Source organism: Mycobacterium basiliense, assembly GCF_900292015.1.
In the GTDB taxonomy this organism is placed as follows: Bacteria; Actinomycetota; Actinomycetes; order Mycobacteriales; family Mycobacteriaceae; genus Mycobacterium; species Mycobacterium basiliense.
Genome location: NZ_LR130759.1, coordinates 4,605,880 through 4,628,863, shown reverse-complemented (window position 1 = coordinate 4,628,863; position 22,984 = coordinate 4,605,880). Strand labels below are relative to the sequence as shown.

Genomic DNA, 22,984 nt, shown 5'->3' with positions numbered 1-22,984 from the left:
GTGCACCCCGCACCCGATACAAAGAAGTCCTTCAGTAGACAAACAGCGTATCGATGCTCCGGGATATGAGGCTTGTACACAGACTTTACATTGCAACAAATTTCGACCGATTATGACCAGTGGTCATATTTTTTTGATAAAGTCCCCGTAATCCTGCGGTGACCACCGTATGCTGGTGCGTTACCAGCCATTGGCCGACGACCGGGTGGATCCTGGCGACTGTCGGGTCGCCGCAGGCTGTGATCGGCAGGTGGCCACGGGCAAGGCGGCCGCCTGAGAGAGGCTGCGGCGATGAGTTTTTCGGTGTCGCCACCTGAAATAAATTCGGCCCGCATGTTCGGAGGTGCGGGCGCGGGGCCGATGTTGGCCGCCGCCGCAGCCTGGGACGATCTAGCCGCCGAATTGGGATTGGCCGCTTCCGCATTCTCATCGGTGACCTCGGCGCTGGTGGGTTCCGCGTGGCAGGGAGCTGCGTCTGCGGCGATGTCGAACCTGGCCGGAAGCTACCTGGGGTGGCTGGCCTTGACGGGGGCGCAGGCAGAACAGGCGGCCAGTCAGGTACGGATGACCGCGGCCGCGTTTGAGGCGACCCTGGCGGCCACGGTGCATCCGGTAACGGTCTTGGCGAACCGCGCACAGCTGGTGTCGCTAGTGACCGCCAATTTGTTCGGATTCAACGCTCCGGCGATCGCGTCAGTCGAGGCGGAATATGAGCAAATGTGGGCCCAGGATGTGGCCGCCATGTTCGATTACCACGCCGGGGCTTCAGCGATTGCCTCCGCGTTGACGCCGTTCACCCGGCTGAGGCAAGGTCCTGCCTTGGGAGGCGGGACCTTGGCCGCGGCCGCGGAGGCCGTCTTCGCTGACCTTTCGGGCCGGACGAGCATTTTTAATGCGGGGTTGGCGAATGTGGGTGTGGGCAATGTTGGTGTTGCTGGTGTGGGTGGTTTGAATGTGGGTGGGGGCAGTGTTGGCGAGGGCAATGTTGGGTTCGGGAATTTTGGTAGTTGGAATGTTGGTTCGGGGAATCAGGGGAGTTTCAATCTGGGGTCGGGGAATGTTGGCTTGTATAACGTGGGGCCGGGGAACTTGGGGTCCTACAATATCGGGTCTGGTAACGACGGTAGCTATAACTTAGGTGGGGGGAATTCGGGGTTCAACAATATTGGGTGGGGTAATCAGGGCAGCAACAATATTGGGATCGGGTTAAGTGGGGATGGTCAGGTTGGGTTTGGGGGGTGGAACTCCGGGAGCGGCAATGTGGGGTTGTTGAACTCCGGGTCGGGCAATGTGGGGTTGTTGAACTCCGGGACTGGGAACTGGGGGGTGGGTAACTCCGGGAGTCACAACACGGGATTGTTTAGCTCGGGGCGGTATAACACCGGGGTGTTCAATACCGGGTTGTTGAACACCGGTGTGGGTAACGCGGGTGACTACAACTCGGGCAGTTTCAATGTCGGGTTGTCCAACACCGGTAGCCTCAACCCTGGGGACACCAATACCGGCTGGATGAACACCGGTGACCTCAACACCGGGTTCGCCAATACCGGTGACCTCAATACCGGTGGGTTCAACCAGGGCAACCTCAACAACGGCTTCTTCTGGCGCGGCGACGCCCAAGGCCAAGCCGGCATCGACTACACTATCACCATCCCAGAAATTGGACTGAGCTTTGGTGTTGACGTTCCCCTCGACATCCCTTTGACGGGCACTATCGGCACCATAGTAAATGGTTCCCCGCAGATTATTATTCCGGGTTTCACGATCCCAACATTGTTCCTGAACGGCCCCGCTTTAAGCGGTTCCGTGGGGCCGATTGTGGTGGATCCGATCAGGGTTATGGGTCCGTCGTTGAATTTGGTGGTGGGGGGTCCTGGGGAGTCGTTGCAGTTGGGGATTTCGGGTCCGGGTGTGGGGCCGGTGGTGATTCCGGTGGTGCAGGTGCCGGCGGGGCCGGGGTTGGGCAATTCCACTGGTGGGCCGTCGTCGGGGTTCTTTAATAGTGGGGCTGGTAGTGCGTCGGGCTTTGGGAATGTGGGTGGTGGCTCGGGGTGGTGGAATGTGGCCGCGGGGGGTCTGGGGTATTCGGGTGTGGGCAATGTGGGGGCGTTGGGGTCGGGGGTGTTCAACCTTGGTGATGGCGTGTCGGGGTGGACTAACACGATCTCGAGTATGGGTTCGGGTGTGGGCACTGTGGGTGATCATGTGGCGGGGTTGTTCTCCCAGGGGCCTGGTCGGCTCGGTGTGTTTAGTTTGGGTTTTGCTAACCAGGGTGGGTTGAACCTGGGGAATGCCAATCTGGGTGATTTCAACCTGGGTAGCGCCAATGTGGGTGATCACAATGTGGGTGGGGGCAATGTTGGTGATCACAATGTGGGGGTGGCCAATGTGGGGGTGGACAACCTGGGTGGGGCCAACGTGGGTGGGGCCAATATTGGTGGGGCCAACTTCGGTGATGGGAATCGGGGTTGGGGTAATACCGGTCTGGGTAACTTCGGTTGGGGTAACACCGGTGTCGGCAACATTGGGTGGGGCAACCAGGGCAGCAACAATATTGGGATCGGGTTAAGTGGGGATGGTCAGGTTGGGTTTGGGGGGTGGAACTCCGGGAGTGACAATGTGGGGTTGTTTAACTCCGGGTCGGGCAATGTGGGGTTCTTCAACTCCGGTAACGGGAATTTTGGGATCGCTAATTCGGGCAGTTTGAATACTGGGATCGGTAATACCGGTAGTGCGAACACGGGGGTGTTGAACTCCGGTCTGGTCAATACCGGGTGGGCCAACGCCGGTGGCTACAACACCGGGGGCTTTAACGCTGGTGAGTACAACACCGGGTCGTTTAACCCCGGTGACGTCAACACCGGCTGGTTTAACACCGGTGACACCAACACCGGGATCGGGAACACCGGCAACGTCAATACCGGGGCGTTCATCTCCGGCGACATGAACAACGGCCTGTTCTGGCGCGGCACCAGCCAAGGCCTCATCGGCGCCGACTACACCATCACCATCCCCCAGATCCCCCTCACTATCGGTGGGGGCGGCATCCTGAACATCCCCATCACCGGCGGCATCACTGCCCTCACCGTGCAGCCCTTCATGGTGCACGGCATCGGGGTCACCAACACCACTCCCATCCCGCTGCACCTTCAAATCTCAGTTCTTGGGGCAATGTCCGACGAGATAGGGGTGGACGTCCGCATCCCCAAACCGATTGACAAGAGTGTCACCATACCGATACCGCCACTGCCGATTAGTTTGGGCATAACCGTGGACAATGAGATCGGCGCGATTCTCATACCGGCGATCACGATTAATCCCATTACATTTGATGAATTCATGATCGGCGGAGGCTCGACCTCGTTGACTGCCAATATTGCCGGTGGTCTTGGGCCGGTCACTATTCCGGTTCTTCAGTTGTCGGCGATGCCGGGTCTTGGGAATAGTACGAGTGTTCCGTCGTCGGGTTTCTTTAATTCTGGTGCTGGTGGGGTTTCGGGCTTCGGCAATATGGGTGAGACGGTGTCGGGGTTCTGGAACGTGGTTTCGCAGGGCTCGGGTTATAAGAACATCGGGAACGTGTTGTCGGGTTTCACCAACGTGGGTGAGGTGCTGTCGGGCATCAACAACACCAACAGTGTGGGGCTTGCGACGTCGGGTGTGGGCAACGTTGGTGATCAGCTGTCCGGGTTGTTCTTCGAGGGCGCCGACCGGACGCGCATTTTTAATGCGGGGTTGGCGAATGTGGGTGTGGGCAATGTTGGTGTTGCTGGTGTGGGTGGTTTGAATGTGGGTGGGGGCAGTGTTGGCGAGGGCAATGTTGGGTTCGGGAATTTTGGTAGTTGGAATGTTGGTTCGGGGAATCAGGGGAGTTTCAATCTGGGGTCGGGGAATGTTGGCTTGTATAACGTGGGGCCGGGGAACTTGGGGTCCTATAATATCGGGTCTGGTAACGACGGTAGCTATAACTTAGGTGGGGGGAATTCGGGGTTCAACAATATTGGGTGGGGTAATCAGGGCAGCAACAATATTGGGATCGGGTTAAGTGGGGATGGTCAGGTTGGGTTTGGGGGGTGGAACTCCGGGAGCGGCAATGTGGGGTTGTTGAACTCCGGGTCGGGCAATGTGGGGTTGTTGAACTCCGGGACTGGGAACTGGGGGGTGGGTAACTCCGGGAGTCACAACACGGGATTGTTTAGCTCGGGGCGGTATAACACCGGGGTGTTCAATACCGGGTTGTTGAACACCGGTGTGGGTAACGCGGGTGACTACAACTCGGGCAGTTTCAATGTCGGGTTGTCCAACACCGGTAGCCTCAACCCTGGGGACACCAATACCGGCTGGATGAACACCGGTGACCTCAACACCGGGTTCGCCAATACCGGTGACCTCAATACCGGTGGGTTCAACCAGGGCAACCTCAACAACGGCTTCTTCTGGCGCGGCGACGCCCAAGGCCAAGCCGGCATCGACTACACGCTGACGATTCCGGCGATCTCGCTGAATCTAGACGCAAAGATCCCCATCAACATTCCCATCAACGCCACCCTCGGAAATATCGTCATCGACCGCTTCACGATTCCTACCTTGTATCTGAACGGCAACAACCTGACGGGCTCCATCGGCCCGATTGTGGTGGACCCGAATCCGATGGCGACGATTACGGGTCCGTCGTTGAATTTGGTGGTGGGGGGTCCTGGGGAGTCGTTGCAGTTGGGGATTTCGGGTCCGGGTGTGGGGCCGGTGGTGATTCCGGTGGTGCAGGTGCCGGCGGGGCCGGGGTTGGGCAATTCCACTGGTGGGCCGTCGTCGGGGTTCTTTAATAGTGGGGCTGGTAGTGCGTCGGGCTTTGGGAATGTGGGTGGTGGCTCGGGGTGGTGGAATGTGGCCGCGGGGGGTCTGGGGTATTCGGGTGTGGGCAATGTGGGGGCGTTGGGGTCGGGGGTGTTCAACCTTGGTGATGGCGTGTCGGGGTGGACTAACACGATCTCGAGTATGGGTTCGGGTGTGGGCACTGTGGGTGATCATGTGGCGGGGTTGTTCTCCCAGGGGCCTGGTCGGCTCGGTGTGTTTAGTTTGGGTTTTGCTAACCAGGGTGGGTTGAACCTGGGGAATGCCAATCTGGGTGATTTCAACCTGGGTAGCGCCAATGTGGGTGATCACAATGTGGGTGGGGGCAATGTTGGTGATCACAATGTGGGGGTGGCCAATGTGGGGGTGGACAACCTGGGTGGGGCCAACGTGGGTGGGGCCAATATTGGTGGGGCCAACTTCGGTGATGGGAATCGGGGTTGGGGTAATACCGGTCTGGGTAACTTCGGTTGGGGTAACACCGGTGTCGGCAACATTGGGTGGGGCAACCAGGGCAGCAACAATATTGGGATCGGGTTAAGTGGGGATGGTCAGGTTGGGTTTGGGGGGTGGAACTCCGGGAGTGACAATGTGGGGTTGTTTAACTCCGGGTCGGGCAATGTGGGGTTCTTCAACTCCGGTAACGGGAATTTTGGGATCGCTAATTCGGGCAGTTTGAATACTGGGATCGGTAATACCGGTAGTGCGAACACGGGGGTGTTGAACTCCGGTCTGGTCAATACCGGGTGGGCCAACGCCGGTGGCTACAACACCGGGGGCTTTAACGCTGGTGAGTACAACACCGGGTCGTTTAACCCCGGTGACGTCAACACCGGCTGGTTTAACACCGGTGACACCAACACCGGGATCGGGAACACCGGCAACGTCAATACCGGGGCGTTCATCTCCGGCGACATGAACAACGGCCTGTTCTGGCGCGGCACCAGCCAAGGCCTCATCGGCGCCGACTACACCATCACCATCCCCCAGATCCCCCTCACCATCGGCGCCAGCGGCTTCCTCAAGCTCCCGATCACCGGTGAGATCAGCACCATGACCATCAATCCCATCACCCTGCACGGGGAGGGCGGGTCCGGAATCCCGCTGATCGCACACTTCACCCTGCTGGGAAGTACGCAGTCAACGAGCATCGACATCCCCGGAACCAGCTTGAGTTTTGACCTACCGTCCCTGCCGATATCCATCGGCGTGGATATCAACGATGAGGTCAGCGCGATCACCACTCCCACGATCTGGATCAATCCGATTACGTTCGATGATTTCCTGGTGGGTAGTGACACAACCCCGTTGACTGCCAATATTGCCGGTGGTCTTGGGCCGGTCACTATTCCGGTTCTTCAGTTGTCGGCGATGCCGGGTCTTGGGAATAGTACGAGTGTTCCGTCGTCGGGTTTCTTTAATTCTGGTGCTGGTGGGGTTTCGGGCTTCGGCAATATGGGTGAGACGGTGTCGGGGTTCTGGAACGTGGTTTCGCAGGGCTCGGGTTATAAGAACATCGGGAACGTGTTGTCGGGTTTCACCAACGTGGGTGAGGTGCTGTCGGGCATCAACAACACCAACAGTGTGGGGCTTGCGACGTCGGGTGTGGGCAACGTTGGTGATCAGCTGTCCGGGTTGTTCTTCGAGGGCGCCGACCGGACGCGCATTTTTAATGCGGGGTTGGCGAATGTGGGTGTGGGCAATGTTGGTGTTGCTGGTGTGGGTGGTTTGAATGTGGGTGGGGGCAGTGTTGGCGAGGGCAATGTTGGGTTCGGGAATTTTGGTAGTTGGAATGTTGGTTCGGGGAATCAGGGGAGTTTCAATCTGGGGTCGGGGAATGTTGGCTTGTATAACGTGGGGCCGGGGAACTTGGGGTCCTATAATATCGGGTCTGGTAACGACGGTAGCTATAACTTAGGTGGGGGGAATTCGGGGTTCAACAATATTGGGTGGGGTAATCAGGGCAGCAACAATATTGGGATCGGGTTAAGTGGGGATGGTCAGGTTGGGTTTGGGGGGTGGAACTCCGGGAGCGGCAATGTGGGGTTGTTGAACTCCGGGTCGGGCAATGTGGGGTTGTTGAACTCCGGGACTGGGAACTGGGGGGTGGGTAACTCCGGGAGTCACAACACGGGATTGTTTAGCTCGGGGCGGTATAACACCGGGGTGTTCAATACCGGGTTGTTGAACACCGGTGTGGGTAACGCGGGTGACTACAACTCGGGCAGTTTCAATGTCGGGTTGTCCAACACCGGTAGCCTCAACCCTGGGGACACCAATACCGGCTGGATGAACACCGGTGACCTCAACACCGGGTTCGCCAATACCGGTGACCTCAATACCGGTGGGTTCAACCAGGGCAACCTCAACAACGGCTTCTTCTGGCGCGGCGACGCCCAAGGCCAAGCCGGCATCGACTACACCATCACCATCCCAGAAATCGCGCTCGATTTGAACATCGGCGTCCCGATTAATATCCCCGTCTCGGGCCACCTCGGCGACATCGTGATCGACTCCTTCGAACTGCCGCTGATACATCTGAACGGGTCCGGTGGCAATAGTCTGACCGGCACCGTTGGGCCGATTGTGGTGGATCCGATCAGGGTTATGGGTCCGTCGTTGAATTTGGTGGTGGGGGGTCCTGGGGAGTCGTTGCAGTTGGGGATTTCGGGTCCGGGTGTGGGGCCGGTGGTGATTCCGGTGGTGCAGGTGCCGGCGGGGCCGGGGTTGGGCAATTCCACTGGTGGGCCGTCGTCGGGGTTCTTTAATAGTGGGGCTGGTAGTGCGTCGGGCTTTGGGAATGTGGGTGGTGGCTCGGGGTGGTGGAATGTGGCCGCGGGGGGTCTGGGGTATTCGGGTGTGGGCAATGTGGGGGCGTTGGGGTCGGGGGTGTTCAACCTTGGTGATGGCGTGTCGGGGTGGACTAACACGATCTCGAGTATGGGTTCGGGTGTGGGCACTGTGGGTGATCATGTGGCGGGGTTGTTCTCCCAGGGGCCTGGTCGGCTCGGTGTGTTTAGTTTGGGTTTTGCTAACCAGGGTGGGTTGAACCTGGGGAATGCCAATCTGGGTGATTTCAACCTGGGTAGCGCCAATGTGGGTGATCACAATGTGGGTGGGGGCAATGTTGGTGATCACAATGTGGGGGTGGCCAATGTGGGGGTGGACAACCTGGGTGGGGCCAACGTGGGTGGGGCCAATATTGGTGGGGCCAACTTCGGTGATGGGAATCGGGGTTGGGGTAATACCGGTCTGGGTAACTTCGGTTGGGGTAACACCGGTGTCGGCAACATTGGGTGGGGCAACCAGGGCAGCAACAATATTGGGATCGGGTTAAGTGGGGATGGTCAGGTTGGGTTTGGGGGGTGGAACTCCGGGAGTGACAATGTGGGGTTGTTTAACTCCGGGTCGGGCAATGTGGGGTTCTTCAACTCCGGTAACGGGAATTTTGGGATCGCTAATTCGGGCAGTTTGAATACTGGGATCGGTAATACCGGTAGTGCGAACACGGGGGTGTTGAACTCCGGTCTGGTCAATACCGGGTGGGCCAACGCCGGTGGCTACAACACCGGGGGCTTTAACGCTGGTGAGTACAACACCGGGTCGTTTAACCCCGGTGACGTCAACACCGGCTGGTTTAACACCGGTGACACCAACACCGGGATCGGGAACACCGGCAACGTCAATACCGGGGCGTTCATCTCCGGCGACATGAACAACGGCCTGTTCTGGCGCGGCACCAGCCAAGGCCTCATCGGCGCCGACTACACCATCACCATCCCCCAGATCCCCCTCACTATCGGTGGGGGCGGCATCCTGAACATCCCCATCACCGGCGATATCTCCGGCCTGACCGTAAATCCCATCACCCTGCACGGACCGGGCGGTTCCGGAATACCGGTGAACCTGCTGCTCACCGTTGACGGACAATCCGGCGGAGCCACCATCCGCGTCAACATCCCCGATACGGATATTGGTTTCGACGTGCACGTCGACGGCCTGCCGATCACATTGGATGTTCCCCTTGACTCGGAGCTGACCCCGGTCGTCATTCCGACGCTGCACATTGGCGCCATCCCCCTGGACTTCACGTTGGGCGGCCCCACGACAAACCTCAATGCCGCTCTAGGCGCCGGCATCGGCCCCATTTCCATCCCGGTCATCCATGTGGATCCGGTTCCGGGCTTCGGCAACTCCACCGGCGCACCGTCTTCGGGCTTTTTCAACTCGGGTGCCGGTGGCACATCAGGTTTTGGCAACTATGGCGACACCCTTTCGGGCGCGTTGAACTTCGGTTCCTATGCGTCCGGATTGCAGAACTATGGCGGTAGCCTCCTTTCGGGCTTTGCCAATTTGGGCGACACCTTCTCCGGCATCGGCAACACCGGCGCACTTGGCCTTGCGATCGCCGGCGTTGTCTCGGGTATCGGGAACGTCGGCAGTCTTCTCTCGGGACTCTTCCTCAGCGGGTCTGCGCCTTAACCGCCGCTGAGGCGCCGGCGAGCCGCCGGGTAGGGTTCGGAAAGGATGCAGAGGATCCCCCGGGATGGGAGGTTGTACATGGGAATCCTGGACAAGGCAAAGAACCTGCTGTCGCAAAACGCCGACAAGGTCGAGACAGCGATCGACAAGGCCGGCGAGTTCGTCGACCAAAAGACGCAGGGCAAGTATTCCGACACCATCCACAAGGTGCAGGAAGAGGCCAAGAAAGTCGCTGGCCCCGGTGCCGCTGGCGACCAACAGCACTGAGCGCATGGCGAAACTCTCCGGATCGATCGATGTCCCGTTGGCCCCGGAGGAGGCATGGCAGCACGCCTCCGATCTGTCCCGCTACAAGGACTGGCTGACCATCCACCGCGTGTGGCGCAGCACGTTGCCCGAATCCCTGGAGAAGGGCGCGGTCGTCGAATCGATCGTCCAGGTCAAAGGCATGCACAACCGGATCAAGTGGACGATCGTGCGCTACAAGCCGCCGGAAGGAATGACCCTCAACGGAGACGGTGTGGGCGGCGTCAAAGTCAAGCTCATGGCCAAGGTCGCGCCCAAGGAAGACGGCTCGGTGGTCAGCTTCGATGTGCACCTGGGCGGGCCCGCCCTGTTCGGGCCGATCGGCATGATCGTCGCCGGTGCTCTGAGAAGCGATATCCGCGAATCGCTGGAAAACTTCGTCACCGTGTTCGCGCCGGCCTGAACGGCGGCTGGGGCGACAGCCAGGCAGGCTATCCGGCGGACGCGGTCGTGCGATGAGTTTCTGAGTCGAGCACGGTCGATATCGGTGAACCCACATCCGGGCCCACACCACCAGGAGGTCATCGTGCCCACCCGTACCGACGCGCCGCTGGGCGCTCCCTGCTGGATCGATCTGACAACATCGAAGGTCGACGTCGCCCAAGAGTTCTACGGCGCGGTTTTCGGCTGGACCTTCGAGTCCGCGGGACCCGATTACGGCGGCTACATCAACGCCGCCAAGGAGGGTCACCCCGTCGCCGGACTGATGGCCAACAATCCCGATTGGCAGTCTCCGGATAACTGGGCCACGTACTTTCGCACCGCCGATATCAACGCGAGCATGTCGTTGGTGACGGCCTCGGGTGGTTCCGGGTGCCTGGATCCGATGGAGATACCCGCCAAGGGGCACCTGGCATTGGCGACCGATCCCACGGCCGCGTTCTTCGGACTGTGGCAGCCGCTGCAGCACCACGGCTTTGAAATCCTGGGTGAGGCAGGAGCCCCCGCCTGGCACCAGCTGACGACGCGCGACTATCGCGGCGCAGTCGAGTTCTACCGCAAAGTCTTCGGGTGGCAACCTGAGCAAGTTAGCGACACTGACGAATTTCGCTACAGTACAGCATCTTTCGATGGACAACCGCTACTCGGTGTGATGGACGGTGTCAACATTTTGCCTCCCGGGTTGCCGTCGCAGTGGAGCATCTTCTTCGGTGCCGACGATGTCGACGCCACGTTGCAGACGGTCGTCGACCACGGCGGCGCGGTGGTGCGCGCCGCCGAGGACACCCCGTACGGGCGACTGGCCGCGGCCAGCGATCCGACAGGGGTCGCCTTCAACTTGGCGTCGGTGCGGCGTTGACCCAGACCGGTCGTCACGCTGGCGTGGCGCTGGCGGATCGACGCCACGCTAACCTGACGGTCGGTTGCTCGGGCGTGGGTCGAATTCAGCTAATGTCACAACCATGACTCGCCACTTGCGTACTGGTTGGCTGGTCGCGTTCTGTGCGGCGGCCATGGCGGTCAGCGCCTGGATGCCCTGGCTGACCACGACGGTTGGTGGTGGTGGCTGGGCCAACGCCATCGGCGGCACCCACGGGAGCCTTGAACTCCCCCGGGGATTTGGCACCGGCCAGCTGCTTGTCCTGCTGTCCTCGACGCTGGTGGTGGCCGGCGCAATGGTGGGCCGCGGACTTTCGATCAGGCTGTCTTCTTCTGCAGCCGTGCTCATTTCGCTGCTGATGCTGGGGCTCGCGGTGTGGTACTACAAGATCAATGTCAATCCGCCCGTGTCGGCCGAGTACGGGCTCTATGTCGGTGCGGCCAGCGCGGTATGCGCCGTCGGCTGTTCGCTGTGGGCGATGGGCGCCGCGATGTTTGGCGACTGATCGCCGTAGTGAACCGGTCAATCCGAGGGGAACTCATGCCTTCCAGAGGCGGCGCTATCGGCGGGTTCGTTGACTCCGTACACGAACGGTGCGAACACCACGTCGCGCCCATCCGGATCGCGGTAGGTCACCGCGCCCACGGCTGACCAGTACGGGTGCTGCTCCACAGGGCTCGCACCCGCATTTTGCAGGCGCATGATGGCCGCCTGCTGGGCTTCCTCGTCCGGAAAATACAGGCACAGCTGGTCGTGATGATCCACCGTGACGGCGTCGTCGGACTCGACGATCTCAAAAGTCAGGTTCCAGCTGGGTAGGCCGAATATCGCGCCGTTGCTGCCATAGCTTTCCCCGAACGTCTCGTAGAGGGGTAGCCCCACAAGTTCACGATAAAACCTCACCGTTTCTTGGAAGTTCGACGATCGCCGGGCGAAGCGGATGGCACCGATAGAGGCCAATTCCTTGGGCCAGTGCGTCATTCGGCGGCGTCTGCCGTAGTTCACCAATCCTCCGTTCGCTGAGCCGCTTGTCGGCAGGCTGATCACATCCCGACGGCGCGGGCAGGATCCTCCACTTGATGCCAGCGGCGCAACTCCGCTCCCGGCACCCAGGCGGAATGTGTGCCGCTGCAAATGCGTTCGGGCAGCCGGAGTTTGCACACTGGACCGTCGCCGACTCTGGAGGCGTCGAAGACCAGGCAGTACGAGGTGTCGTCATTCATGTCGCTGGTCAAGGTGACCAGGTATCCGTCGTCCTCGGCCGCGCTGCCCAGCCGCGGTGCCATCTGGGCCTCGCTGCCGTAGACGCCATCGCCGAACGAGTAGCCCTCCTCGTTCCCGGTGAGCAGATCGTGTTTGACCAAGCCGTCGAACAGGAACCAGCCCGGTTTGCCGGTAGCGGCGTAGACATAACGGTAGCTGTTGGTGGCGTAGTCGGCATTGATGGTTCCGAACTCGGTGATGGACTCCGACATTGGTTCCTCCTGGGCTGCCCCGGTGACCAGATTGAGTCGCCAGCGATGCAACCGGGCCTCCAGTCGATCGAGAGCCAGGAACCGGAAGAGTTTGTCCCATTTCGTGCCACCCGTGTCGAAGGGCTGCGGTGCGCCCTCGAAGAAGCCGTCGAGCACGATCTCGTCGCCTTCTTCGTAGGCGTTGGTGAAGTGCAGCACGAAGGTCGGATCAGCCTCAAACCACCGGATGTCAGAAGTCGCGCCTCGGCGCGGGATCACCGCGAAGCGCGACGGCATGTCGGGATGGAAGCGCGGCAGGTGCACATTGTGCTCGAGCATTCCGGGATCCCAGAAAAGTGGGAAATCGTTGAGTATGGCGTAGTTTTCGGTGAACGCCATGTCGTGTGGCAGGCGTGGGCCGGGGAGCGGGATGTCGACGTAGTGGGCCAGCTCGTTGTTCTGGTCGACGACGCCGTAGCGCATGTATGGGTCCTGCTTGCTGTAGTTGAAGAACAACAGCTCGCCCGTCATGTTATCGACCTTGGGATGCGCGGATACGCCCCAGTCGAACGGGAATTGGCCACTCCAAGTTTCTTTGCCCAGGGTGTCGGCTGAATACGGGTCGACCCGGTACAAATCACCGCACTGGTAAAAGCTGGTCAGTGCGATGCCGCGGTGGACGATGACGTCGGTGCTCGAGGCGTCCTTCATCAGCTCGCGAGCGCCCCAGCCCTTATCACGCTTGGCGAACTGCACCGGCTCGGCCAGCCCAGGCCACAGCGGTTCACCCGCCTCGTTTTCGGCAAGGAAGCCGTCGGTCTTGATAAAGCGGTTGCGGTAGAAAGCTTTTCCGTCACGGAAGCCGACGGCGTGCAGCATCCCGTCGCCGTCGAAGGGGTGATAGGTCTTGAACGCCGGGTGCAACGGGTTTTCGGTATTGCGCAGGTAGATGCCGTCCAGGTCGGGTGGGACCTCGCCGGCGACCACGGTCAGGTCGTTGGCGTCCCATTCGGTGGTCTGGGGCCGCCACGGACCCGTGCGATACGGATGGTCGTCGTTTTCGGGCAGAGTCGATAAGTACTTGCCGACAATCTCAACGTCCATGCTCAAATACCTTTGCTGACAACGAAACTGACGGTGGTGGCGGTGCTTCCTCCGAAATTTAGCGTGCCGAAATTCTGCGCGCCCTCCACCTGATAGTCGCCGGCCATCCCGCAGACCTGTTTGGCCGCGTCCAGCAGCATCCGCACGCCGGAGGCGCCAACCGGGTGGCCGCCGCCGATGAGCCCGCCGCTGGGATTGATCGGTAGCCGTCCGCCGATCTCGATCTCACCGTTCTCGATGGCCTTCCAGGATTCGCCCGGACCGGTAAGCCCGATGTGATCGATCGCCAGGTATTCGCTGGGTGTGAAGCAATCGTGCACTTCGTATCCATCCACATCGTCGAGACCGACCTGCGCCCGGCGCAAGGCATCGAGCACCGCGGCTCGCACGTGCGGCAGGACGTACGGGTCGTCCGCCGTGCGGTCCAGTTTCTGGCGCATACCCAGCCCAACGGTGCGATGCCCCCAGCCGTCGATGCGGGCGATCGGACGCGCATCGGGATGATCTCGCAGGTAGGCATCGCTGACTAACACCAATCCCGCTCCGCCGTCGGTCATTTGGCTGCAGTCGAACCGGCGCAGCCGGCCTTCGGTGATCGGGTTGGTGGCATCGTCGTCGGTGAGTGGGTCGGGGATCTGCCAACCCCGCGTTTGTGCGTTGGCGTTACGGCGTGCATTGGCGAAGTTGAGCTGGGCGATCGCCCGCAGGTGTGTGTCGTCGAGACCGTAGCGCCGGTCGTACTCGTCGGCGACCTGGGTGAACATCGAGGGCCACAGGTAGCGGGCGTCGGCGCCCTCGTGTCCGGTCCAGGCGGCCGCGCCTAGATGCTGTGCCGCCGTGTCGCCGGGCACGGTCTTTTCCAACTCGATGCCGACCACCAGCGCCGTGTCGTATGCGCCCGAGCGCAGGTCGGCCAGCGCTGCCAGCGTCGCCACGCTGCCCGAGGCGCACGCGGCTTCGTGCCGGGAGGCCGGGGTGTCCCAGAGGCCGTCGCATATCGTCGCCGGCATCGCGCCTAGATGGCCCTGGCCGGCAAACATCTCGCCAAACGCATTAGAGACGTGGACTACCCCGATGTCGGCGGCGTCTACCTGAGCGTCGGTCAATGTAGCGGAGACCACCTCGTCGGTCAGGTCCGCAAAGTCGCGGCCCTCCTTGGTGAGGTTGCGAGCGAAGTCGCTCTGGTACCCACCGAGAATCCACACGCCGGTTGTGCAGTCCATACGCGGCACGGTACTCCTGGTCGTGCCACATGCCCGTCGATATCCCGCCGGCCGGGCACGCGGTCGGCGAAAATGACGGTCCCGTCGGCTCTCGGGCTGAACCGACGGGACCTGGGCAAGGCGTATAGGCCGGCCGATACGCCCCCCTCTTGCAACAGATTGCCAGCGAGGGCCGTCGACAAACATCTGCGCCAAAACCCGACATTTCGGCGTCGACAGTGTCCGGCTGAACTGCGCAAACACCGAGATCCCACGGCGCGGACGGCCCCTGGGGTGCGTTGTGGCCGCGCCCGGCCGTACTCGGCGGCCCCGGAGTCCGGAGCACCTGGGGGCTTCAGTTATGACGGCCGGTGGCCGAGTGGTCCCTCGGCGGGTGGCGGCTTTTGGATCACCACCACCGTGGGTTTGCGGTTGGGCTGCCCCTCCTCGTCGGAGGCGTCGTTGCTGTTCCGAGCGCCGGTACCACCGGCGGCGCCACGTGCCGCCAGACTTGCCAAAGCCATTCCGCTCAATAGACCGGTGGGAACTCCGCCGAAATCCGCCTGCGGAGCAGCGCTGAAGCTGGCGCTGGGCAACGACTCGACCGCCAGCTTGATCTCCGGGGCCGCCGTGGTCCAGCTATGCGGCACCGACAAGGCCCCGAGCAGTGCCGCGTGACCCACTCCGGCGGATACGGGTGCGCCTCCGCCGATCGGTGCGGACACCAAAACCTCGGACCCGGAAGTCCGGGGAGCTTCCTCGTCCACGGCGGTGCCCTGTGTGGGGCCGATGCCGCCGTTGGCGGTGTTTCCGTGGGTGAAGTTCCAGGGTCTGGCGGTGTTCACGATTGCTAGCGACATGCTGGTGGTCGCGACGACCGCGATGTAGGTAGCCACAATGTCCAAATCCCCAATCGGGGTTGGAACGACGATGCTGGCGGCCGGGGCCGACGACTCGGAGGTGAGCGGCGCAATCGGCGCGTCGGACCCGATTCCTGCCGGGGTGGCCGACGGTGTGGCAGCGACGTCGCCCCCCGCGGCGGAGGTGCTTGTTCCGGTTCCCGAGGCCGCCTCGGTGGCCTGGACCGCCGTCCCCGTCGGGTCGGCGGTCTGCGCCGGTTGAGTGAATGGTGTCAGCGTGGACGCGGCCTCTGAGGCCGCCGAGTACTGATACATGGCGGCCGCATCCTGCGCCCACATCTCGGCGTAGTCGGCCTGAAGGGCCTCGATGGCCGGGGTGTTGAGCCCAAGGAGGTTGGTGGTGACCAGCGACATGAGCTGGCTGCGGTTGGCCTCGATCAGCGGCGGCGGGACGACCATAGCGAACGCTGTCTCAAACGCCGCCGCCGCCGTATTGGCCTGAATCGCTGTCTGTTGGGCCTGCTCCGTCACCGCACTGAGCCAGCCCGCAAACGGTGCCGCGGCCGCTGCCATCGACGCTGACGCGGGACCCATCCACGCCTCGTGGGTTAACCCGGAGACCACCGCAGCGTAGGAAACCGCCGCGGAATTCAAGACCGCGGCAAGACCGTCCCAGGCGGTCGCGGCGGCCAGCATCGGTTCCGATCCCGGACCCGTGTACAACAGTCCGGAATTGATCTCCGGCGGCAGGGCTCCGAAATCCGTTGCTACCACTTTACTTAGCCAGCCGCGATTACATTGGCGGCCTCGGTCGCCTCGTAAGAATTGGCGCCGGCGGCCAGGGCGGAAACGAACATGTCGTGAATCCCCATGGCGTGCGCGCTTATCGCCTGATACAGCTGCGCATGTGCGCTGAACCGTGCCGCGGTCACGGCCGAGACCTGGTCGGCGGCTGCGGGAGCCACGCCTGTGGTGGGGGCGACGGCGGTCGAGTTCTGTGCACTGACCGCGGCGCCGATCTCCTGCAGATCCCCCGCCGCTGCCGCTAACCTGTCCGGCTGGGTGACCACATAGCTCATCGGATTCTCCTAACCCCAATCGTCAGATCTGCTCAGCCGACACTTCCCGACAGAAGCGCCGAAGTTTCTGTTCTTCAACGGAATTAGTTCTTGCTTTGCGTCTTGAGAACCGAAAAGAAAGGCACTCCCTGGCTGAAGGGTACTTCGTCTATTCCGAAACGGCGCCAGCTTTGGCGGCAATCCTTGCCGGAATGAAAGAATTCGTCTCTTGGCGCGCCACGCGGCAACTGGCGAGTGAGCCGCTAGGTACTTTTCGCTCGTTACCCTCGTCGACTCGAGATGGTCTGGGCTGATACTCGCCAGCGGTGGAACATCAGTCCGGTCGAGAAATTTGCGCACCACCGAGCGGGGGTAGCTTGCTCGACGTTGGCAATTTCGGCATCCGGGGCCGACATGGTGCGAGGACAAAACTGCGAGGATTTGCGCACAGCGGTTGCCCCGTGTCGTCGTCGCGGGTGCTGCCAGGTCAGCGGAAGCGGACGTTCAGCGTCGCCAGGCCGAAGATCTTTCGGCCACCGGACTTCGCGCCGACGATGACGACGCCGGTGCGGGTCGCCGGGTCCAGCGACTTGATCCGGCCGCTGTATTCGATATCCGCACCGTCGAGTGCCAATACGATCGCGGGCTGGGACAGCCGCACCGCGTAGCGGGTAACCGCCCCGGGGTCGCCCGACCACCCGGACGCGAATCCCGCACCCAGGGCCATGGTGAGCATGCCGTGGGCGATCACGTCGGGCAGCCCCGCCATCTTGGCGATGTCCTCGTTCCAGTGAATGGGGTTGGCGTCACCGGCCACGCCGGAGTAGTTGACGAGGTCACCTCGGGACAACCGGGCGTGGTGTACCGGAAGTTCGTCACCGACCTGCACGTCCTCGAAGGACGGTGTCCCCGGCATGCGGGTCGTGCCCGCTTCGGCGAGCCGAACCTCCCCTTCGGGACGTACGGTCTTCCGGTAAGCGGCATCCGATCCGTCGAGGATATTCACGTCGTGCATCATCGCTCTCTGCACGACCGCCTTGATCGCCGGATCGACGTCCTCGGCGGTGATGCCCACAACGGTGGTGTGCAAGGTGTGCACCCGCTCGCCGGCCGCGTCGGTGAAGGTGTTGGTCACGGTGATCAGATCTCTGCCGGCGATCCGGCGCACCGACGCTAGCTCGACGTCGACGTGCAGTTCGTCGCCGGCCACGATCGGGCGGTGCTGCTCGAAGACCTCTTCGGTCTGCATGTAGGTGTCGTAGCCGACGACCACGGATTCGAACATGCGCCGATTGCAGGTCATGCCCGGGACAGACGTGAACGTCAGCGGTGCCACCAAGTCCGAATATCCCAGTTCGGCTGCGGCGGCTTTGTCCCAGTGCGCGGGGTGATAGTCCTGCACGGCACGGGCGTACTCGCGTACCTTCTCGCGGCCCACCAGATAGGTGTCGTCCATCTGGTAGTAGTGGCCGACCCGCGACTCGAGCGTCGACGCTTCTGTTGCTGCGGTCATGAATTTTGCCCAACTCTTCTATCGGCTTGTTCGCTGAAGCCGACCGAAGCACACTAGCGTGCCGACGCCGCAGCACTGCGGGCCGATACCGATGAACGTCGTCAGGGGCCGGATCGCCGTCCGGCGGCCAGGTCGCTTTTCACCGGGGCGAACGGGTGGCTTAGGCGTGGGATGCACGTCGTCGTCGATGTCGTGCTGGGACACTCCGATCAAGGATTTTGCTCGGCGATGCGCCGCAACTTGAGGCCGGTGGTCGGCGTGGCGCGCCCGTCGTGTCGTGTCTCGAGATCAGGGCCGTGCCCATCGTTGAGTGTGTCGTCTGCCGAATTCCGTTGGGCGCCAGCGCGTGACGGTTCAAGACGGCCGCTGAACTCGGTCGATCCTCGCCAGCGACGACCAGACCCCGGCGACTCCCGTCATCATGAGCTTCCGTCGGCACCTGCAGCCGCGACACCATTCGGGCGTCATCCGAGCAGAAATGTCAAGCCGCAGCCGAGGTCGTACAAAGCGGCGAGTGCCCCCGGCAGGATTCGAACCTGCGACACCGGCTTTAGGAGAGCCGTGCTCTATCCCCTGAGCTACGAGGGCGGCGGGGCTGAGCTTACCGGGGAGCCGGCTCAGCGCAGCTCGGCGATCACCTTCGCGAAACTGTCCAGGTGGTTGTCCTGCACGGTGAAGGACGTCACCCCGTAAATATCGCGGTATTCGCACAACGTGTCGGCAATCTCGCGCGGTGAACCGCTGAGCACCGAGTGCAGCGCCAGTATCTGCTCGTCGGATAACTCCGGTGCGTACCGACGGGTCATGGTCAAATCGGGTGCGGTTTCGCCGTTGGCGGGTAGTGCGGTGATCGCCAGGTTCAGCTCGAGCGCCGCAAACCGGTCGCCGGCGGCTTTGCGGACGAAGTCGACGCGCTCGGCCAGCGGGTCTGCGGCCCCGCAAATATTCGATCCGGTCAGCCCGATGATGTCGGCCTGCTGGGCGGCCAGCGTCATCACCCGGTTGCCGTTGCCCGCGATCAACATCGGCACCGTCGGGTGGTGTTCTTTCAGGTAGGTCGTCATGTGTTGGAGGTAGTCCACCCGCTCACCGGCGCTGGGGTAGGGGAGCTCGGCGGCCTCGAATTCCTCCCGGACGTAACCGGTGCCCAGGCCGACTTCTAGCCGGCGGTCACTGAGCAGGTCCAGCGCCTCGACATCGCGACCGAGCAGCGCGGGCTTGTAGAAGCCGGCATTGAGCACATACATGCTCAAGCGGATCTTCGTGGTGACCATGGCCGCCGCGGTCAGCGTCGGAAAGGGGGCGGCCGCACCGAGATGATCGGGCACGCAGAGGATGTCGAACCCGTGGTCTTCTGCCCGCCGCGCCTTCTCTTGCAGTGCCGCACGCGATTTGATGAAGCGAACGCTTACCCCGAAGCGAAATTCGTTGGCCACCCGCCATCTCCGTTCAACAGGTCTCGCCGCGTTTCCCTAGCATTCCTTAGCCAGGCTTACCAGGAACGCGCCGCGGCTGCTAGGCCCCGCACCAGCGCGGTGGTCACCGGCGACAAGCCGTCGTCCCCGGCTAGGGGGCTGCGCGGGCTGAGTCCCCGGACTCGAATAGAGAGTTCCAGCTGCGTCCCGCCGCCGCGTACCCGATTGACCGGGTTGTCCGGGTGCATCCCACGCAGCTCGGGCGGAATGGCGTCGAGATCGGTCACTATCTGGTAGCCGGGCAAGTGGAGGTGCCGGGAGAGGTGGGCGGCCAGCGTGCGGTTGCGTCCGCCGGCCAGCAGTTGGGCGCCGCGGCCGATACGGCCGTAGCCGTGCAGCGCGACCGCGACGTCAACGTGGTCAAGGAACTCGGCCAGCCTCGGCGATTGCGCGGGGTCGAACCGGGCCGACGGCAGGTGATGCGGGTACCGGTCGGGATGACGCAGGATGTACACCGATGCGTCCGCGGCCTGAGCGGCGCGCTCGGCGATGATGTCGGTCATCTTCTCCAGCCCGCCGCCGTGGATGGCAAGAAAACCGAACCGTGACCGCAGTTGGCTGACCTCGCTGACGCCGGGCTCGCGCAACAGCGCTGCCAGCGACTGCGGTGCCGGTCCCGAGGTGGCCCGCGGCCGCGGTTGCGGCCACCGTGCGGGGTCCCAGCGGTGCAGAAAATCGATCCAGCGTTGCGGTAGCCCGTGATGGACGGCGCCGTCGATGACCCGCGTCAGATATCCCGGCCGGGGCGGACCGGGAGTTACCCGGTGGTCGATATAGACCCACGCCGGCGTCGGTCCGTGGTCGGTGTGCACGCTGAGCCGGTTGCGCCGGTAGCGGATGGGCACTCCCTCGGCGGAGTCCAGGACGGCCAGGTCGTGGTCGGAGACTTGCCAGAGCACACCGTGCACCTGACTTCCGGCGAACGGCTCGACGGTGGCCACCCCGCGCTCATTAATCAGCCAGTCGTGATTGGCCAGCACCGCGGGCCGCGGATCTGTCGCGTCCGGGCAGCGCACCGCCATCTGCCCGACGCACAGGTTGGATCCGTATGCGAAGTAGGGATGGCGGCGCGACGGCATTCAGCCCGTCGCCCTTCGATGAATGGGTCTGGGACCGCGGCGCACCTTATCGTGAACCAAGTTGACTCCCGCCGGCCTAATGGACGTTGACGTTACCTATTTTGACCGATGCTGTCGTGGCCAGCGTGAAAACAGAGCAGCCGTTTCACCGCCGGCCTGCGCGCGACGGGCCTGAACTGGGAATCAGCCTGCCGCGGTCAGATAGATGAGCACCACGTTGAGCAGGGTGATCAGCACCGCGACCACCCAGCCGACCAACGTCGTGGCGCGATGGTTGGTATCGGCGCCCATGACCTCCGGATTGCTGGTCAGCCTGACCAAGGGAAGTATCGCGAACGGTATCCCGAACGACAGCACGACCTGAGAAAGCACCAACGTGCGGGTTGGATCCAGGCCCACGGCCAGGACGGTCAGGGCTGGGCACAATGTGATCAGGCGCCTTACCACCATGGGAACCGACCAGTACAGCAATCCCTGCATGATCATGGCGCCGGCATAGGCACCCACCGACGTCGAGGCCAAGCCCGACGCCAACAATCCGATCGCAAACAGTGCCGCGATCGTCGCGCCCAACGTGTCGTGGACGGCGGTGTAGGCGCCTTCGATGGAGGCCGTATCCTGGCGGCCCTGCAGGTTGAGCGCGGCGACCAGCAACATTGCGGCGTTGACCCCGCCCGCGACGACCATCGCCAGACCCACGTCCCACCGGGTAACGCGCAGTAGCCAGCGCCGCTGCGGTCCCGGGGCTGGATGTCCGTGCCGATCGCGGGACAGACCCGAATGCAGATACACCGCGTGCGGCATGACGGTGGCTCCCAGGATCGCCGCGGCCAGCAGCACGCTTTCGGTGCCTTGAAAGCGCGGTACCAGGCCACCGAATACGTCGGTAGGCGGCGGTGTCGCAACAAAGAAACTGGCGGTAAAGCCGATGGCAATCACCAGCAGCAGTCCGGTGATCACGCGTTCGAACAGGCGCTGGCCTCGACGATCCTGGATGAGCAACAGCAACAGCGAAACCAGCCCGGTGATGATTCCGCCGATCGTCAACGGCAAGCCGAACAAGATGCGCAACGCCACCGCGCCGCCGATTACTTCGGCCAAATCGGTTGCCATCGCGACGATCTCGGCCTGCACCCAGTAGGTCAACCGGGCGGGTCGGCCCATCCGGGTGCCAATGATCTCGGGCAGTGACCGTCCGGTCACCAGGCCCAACTTGGCGGACAGGTACTGAACCAGGCCGGCCATGATGTTTGCCGCGACGATCACCCACAGCAGCAGATAGCCGAATTGAGCGCCGGAGCTGACGTTGGCCGCGACGTTGCCGGGGTCGACGTAGGCGATGGCCGCGACGAAAGCGGGGCCCAGCAGATACCAGCTCGTCTTGAGCGAGGTTTGGGTGTCCTGCGCCAATGCACCGGCCTTCGATTAGCGTCCCCGAATAATAAAGTGAGGTTAGCCGAAACTGCTTCGGCCGTTACCGGTGGCCCATTTCGCGGTCCTTCGCCTCAGCGGTAGTCGGGATTGGCGAAGTCCGGCCGGCAGCCGGCATCCCACTTGGTGCGTTGATTGCCATACGCCGGGATGCCGCCGGTGGTGCGCAACATCTGCGCGAGGTGCATCAAGTTGTAGGTCATGAATGTGGTGTTGCGGTTGGTGAAGTCATTTTCCGGGCCGCCCGAGCCCGGATCGAGGTACGACGGACCCGGACCGGCCTCGCCGATCCAGCCGGCATCGGCTTGCGGCGGGATGGTGTAACCCAGATGCTGCAGGCTGTAGAGCACGTTCATCGCGCAATGCTTGACACCGTCTTCGTTTCCGGTGATGAGGCACCCGCCGACGCGACCGTAGTACGCGTACTGGCCGTTCTCGTTGAGCAGGCTCGAGCATGCGTAGAGGCGCTCGATCACCCGCTTCATCACCGAACTGTTGTCGCCCAACCAGATCGGCCCGCACAACACCAGGATGTCCGCGTCGAGGACCTGCCGGTAAAGGGCGGGCCATTCATCGGTTTCCCAGCCGTGTTCGGTCATGTCCGGCCACACGCCGGAGGCGATGTCATGGTCGATAGCGCGGAAACTGTCCACTTCGACGCCATGCTTACGCATGATCTGTGAGCTGCGCTCAACCAGCCCGTCGGTGTGGCTGATCTCTGGCGAGCGCTTCAGCGTTGCGTTGATGAACAGCGCACGCAGCCCGTCGAACCGCGGCGCCGCGGTGTCATCCTGTGCAGTTGCGGTCATGCCTACCTGCCCATCGTCCCATCGTCGTGGCGTCCGGCG

The 22,984-nt window shown here is 62.5% G+C and carries 15 protein-coding genes and 1 tRNA gene; 5 read left to right on the top strand and 11 right to left on the bottom strand.

Annotated elements, in window-relative coordinates; genetic code table 11:
- Positions 1-291: 291 nt before the first annotated feature.
- From MB901379_RS19495 to MB901379_RS19475, 5 genes are all read left to right on the top strand, one after another.
- Positions 292-9,333 (top strand): PPE family protein, encoded by a 9,042-nt coding sequence (locus MB901379_RS19495; RefSeq protein ID WP_158018108.1) that lies wholly within the window; start codon positions 292-294, stop codon positions 9,331-9,333.
- Positions 9,334-9,411: 78 nt separating this feature from the next.
- Positions 9,412-9,600, top strand: a complete 189-nt coding sequence (locus tag MB901379_RS19490) for an antitoxin (protein ID WP_158018107.1) — start codon at positions 9,412-9,414, stop codon at positions 9,598-9,600.
- A gap of 4 nt (positions 9,601-9,604) precedes the next feature.
- Complete coding sequence (locus MB901379_RS19485; protein WP_158018106.1) at positions 9,605-10,042, top strand: type II toxin-antitoxin system Rv0910 family toxin; 438 nt, start codon at positions 9,605-9,607, stop codon at positions 10,040-10,042.
- Between the two features lie 123 nt (positions 10,043-10,165).
- On the top strand, positions 10,166-10,939 hold the full coding sequence (locus MB901379_RS19480; RefSeq protein WP_158019319.1) for a VOC family protein: 774 nt from the start codon (positions 10,166-10,168) through the stop codon (positions 10,937-10,939).
- Between the two features lie 103 nt (positions 10,940-11,042).
- Complete coding sequence (locus MB901379_RS19475) at positions 11,043-11,465, top strand: hypothetical protein (RefSeq protein ID WP_158018105.1); 423 nt, start codon at positions 11,043-11,045, stop codon at positions 11,463-11,465.
- A gap of 17 nt (positions 11,466-11,482) precedes the next feature.
- On the opposite strand, the gene MB901379_RS19470 is transcribed toward MB901379_RS19475, so the two are convergent.
- From MB901379_RS19470 to MB901379_RS19420, 11 genes are all read right to left on the bottom strand, one after another.
- A complete protein-coding gene (locus MB901379_RS19470) occupies positions 11,483-11,941 on the bottom strand; it encodes a VOC family protein (protein ID WP_158019318.1) in 459 nt (152 codons plus the stop codon).
- 62 nt (positions 11,942-12,003) lie between these two features.
- Positions 12,004-13,518, bottom strand: coding sequence for a carotenoid oxygenase family protein (locus MB901379_RS19465; RefSeq protein ID WP_158018104.1), 1,515 nt, complete (start codon positions 13,516-13,518; stop codon positions 12,004-12,006).
- A gap of 2 nt (positions 13,519-13,520) precedes the next feature.
- On the bottom strand, positions 13,521-14,741 hold the full coding sequence (locus MB901379_RS19460; RefSeq protein ID WP_158018103.1) for an acetyl-CoA acetyltransferase: 1,221 nt from the start codon (positions 14,739-14,741) through the stop codon (positions 13,521-13,523).
- A 338-nt stretch (positions 14,742-15,079) separates the two neighbouring features.
- A complete protein-coding gene (locus MB901379_RS19455) occupies positions 15,080-16,354 on the bottom strand; it encodes a PPE family protein (protein WP_158018102.1) in 1,275 nt (424 codons plus the stop codon).
- Between the two features lie 5 nt (positions 16,355-16,359).
- On the bottom strand, positions 16,360-16,659 hold the full coding sequence (locus MB901379_RS19450; RefSeq protein ID WP_158018101.1) for a PE family protein: 300 nt from the start codon (positions 16,657-16,659) through the stop codon (positions 16,360-16,362).
- A 466-nt stretch (positions 16,660-17,125) separates the two neighbouring features.
- The gene (locus tag MB901379_RS19445; RefSeq protein ID WP_158018100.1) at positions 17,126-18,151 is read right to left on the bottom strand and encodes a fused (3R)-hydroxyacyl-ACP dehydratase subunits HadA/HadB; all 1,026 of its coding nucleotides are present in this window, start codon (positions 18,149-18,151) and stop codon (positions 17,126-17,128) included.
- Positions 18,152-18,666: 515 nt separating this feature from the next.
- A tRNA-Arg gene (locus MB901379_RS19440) sits at positions 18,667-18,739 on the bottom strand.
- 29 nt (positions 18,740-18,768) lie between these two features.
- Positions 18,769-19,587, bottom strand: coding sequence for an LLM class F420-dependent oxidoreductase (locus MB901379_RS19435; protein WP_158018099.1), 819 nt, complete (start codon positions 19,585-19,587; stop codon positions 18,769-18,771).
- 56 nt (positions 19,588-19,643) lie between these two features.
- Positions 19,644-20,705: a poly-gamma-glutamate hydrolase family protein gene (locus MB901379_RS19430; RefSeq protein ID WP_158018098.1), complete on the bottom strand. Its 1,062-nt coding sequence runs from the start codon at positions 20,703-20,705 to the stop codon at positions 19,644-19,646.
- Positions 20,706-20,888: 183 nt separating this feature from the next.
- A complete protein-coding gene (locus MB901379_RS19425) occupies positions 20,889-22,115 on the bottom strand; it encodes an Nramp family divalent metal transporter (protein ID WP_158018097.1) in 1,227 nt (408 codons plus the stop codon).
- Positions 22,116-22,210: 95 nt separating this feature from the next.
- Complete coding sequence (locus MB901379_RS19420; RefSeq protein WP_158018096.1) at positions 22,211-22,945, bottom strand: flavodoxin family protein; 735 nt, start codon at positions 22,943-22,945, stop codon at positions 22,211-22,213.
- Positions 22,946-22,984: the final 39 nt, after the last annotated feature.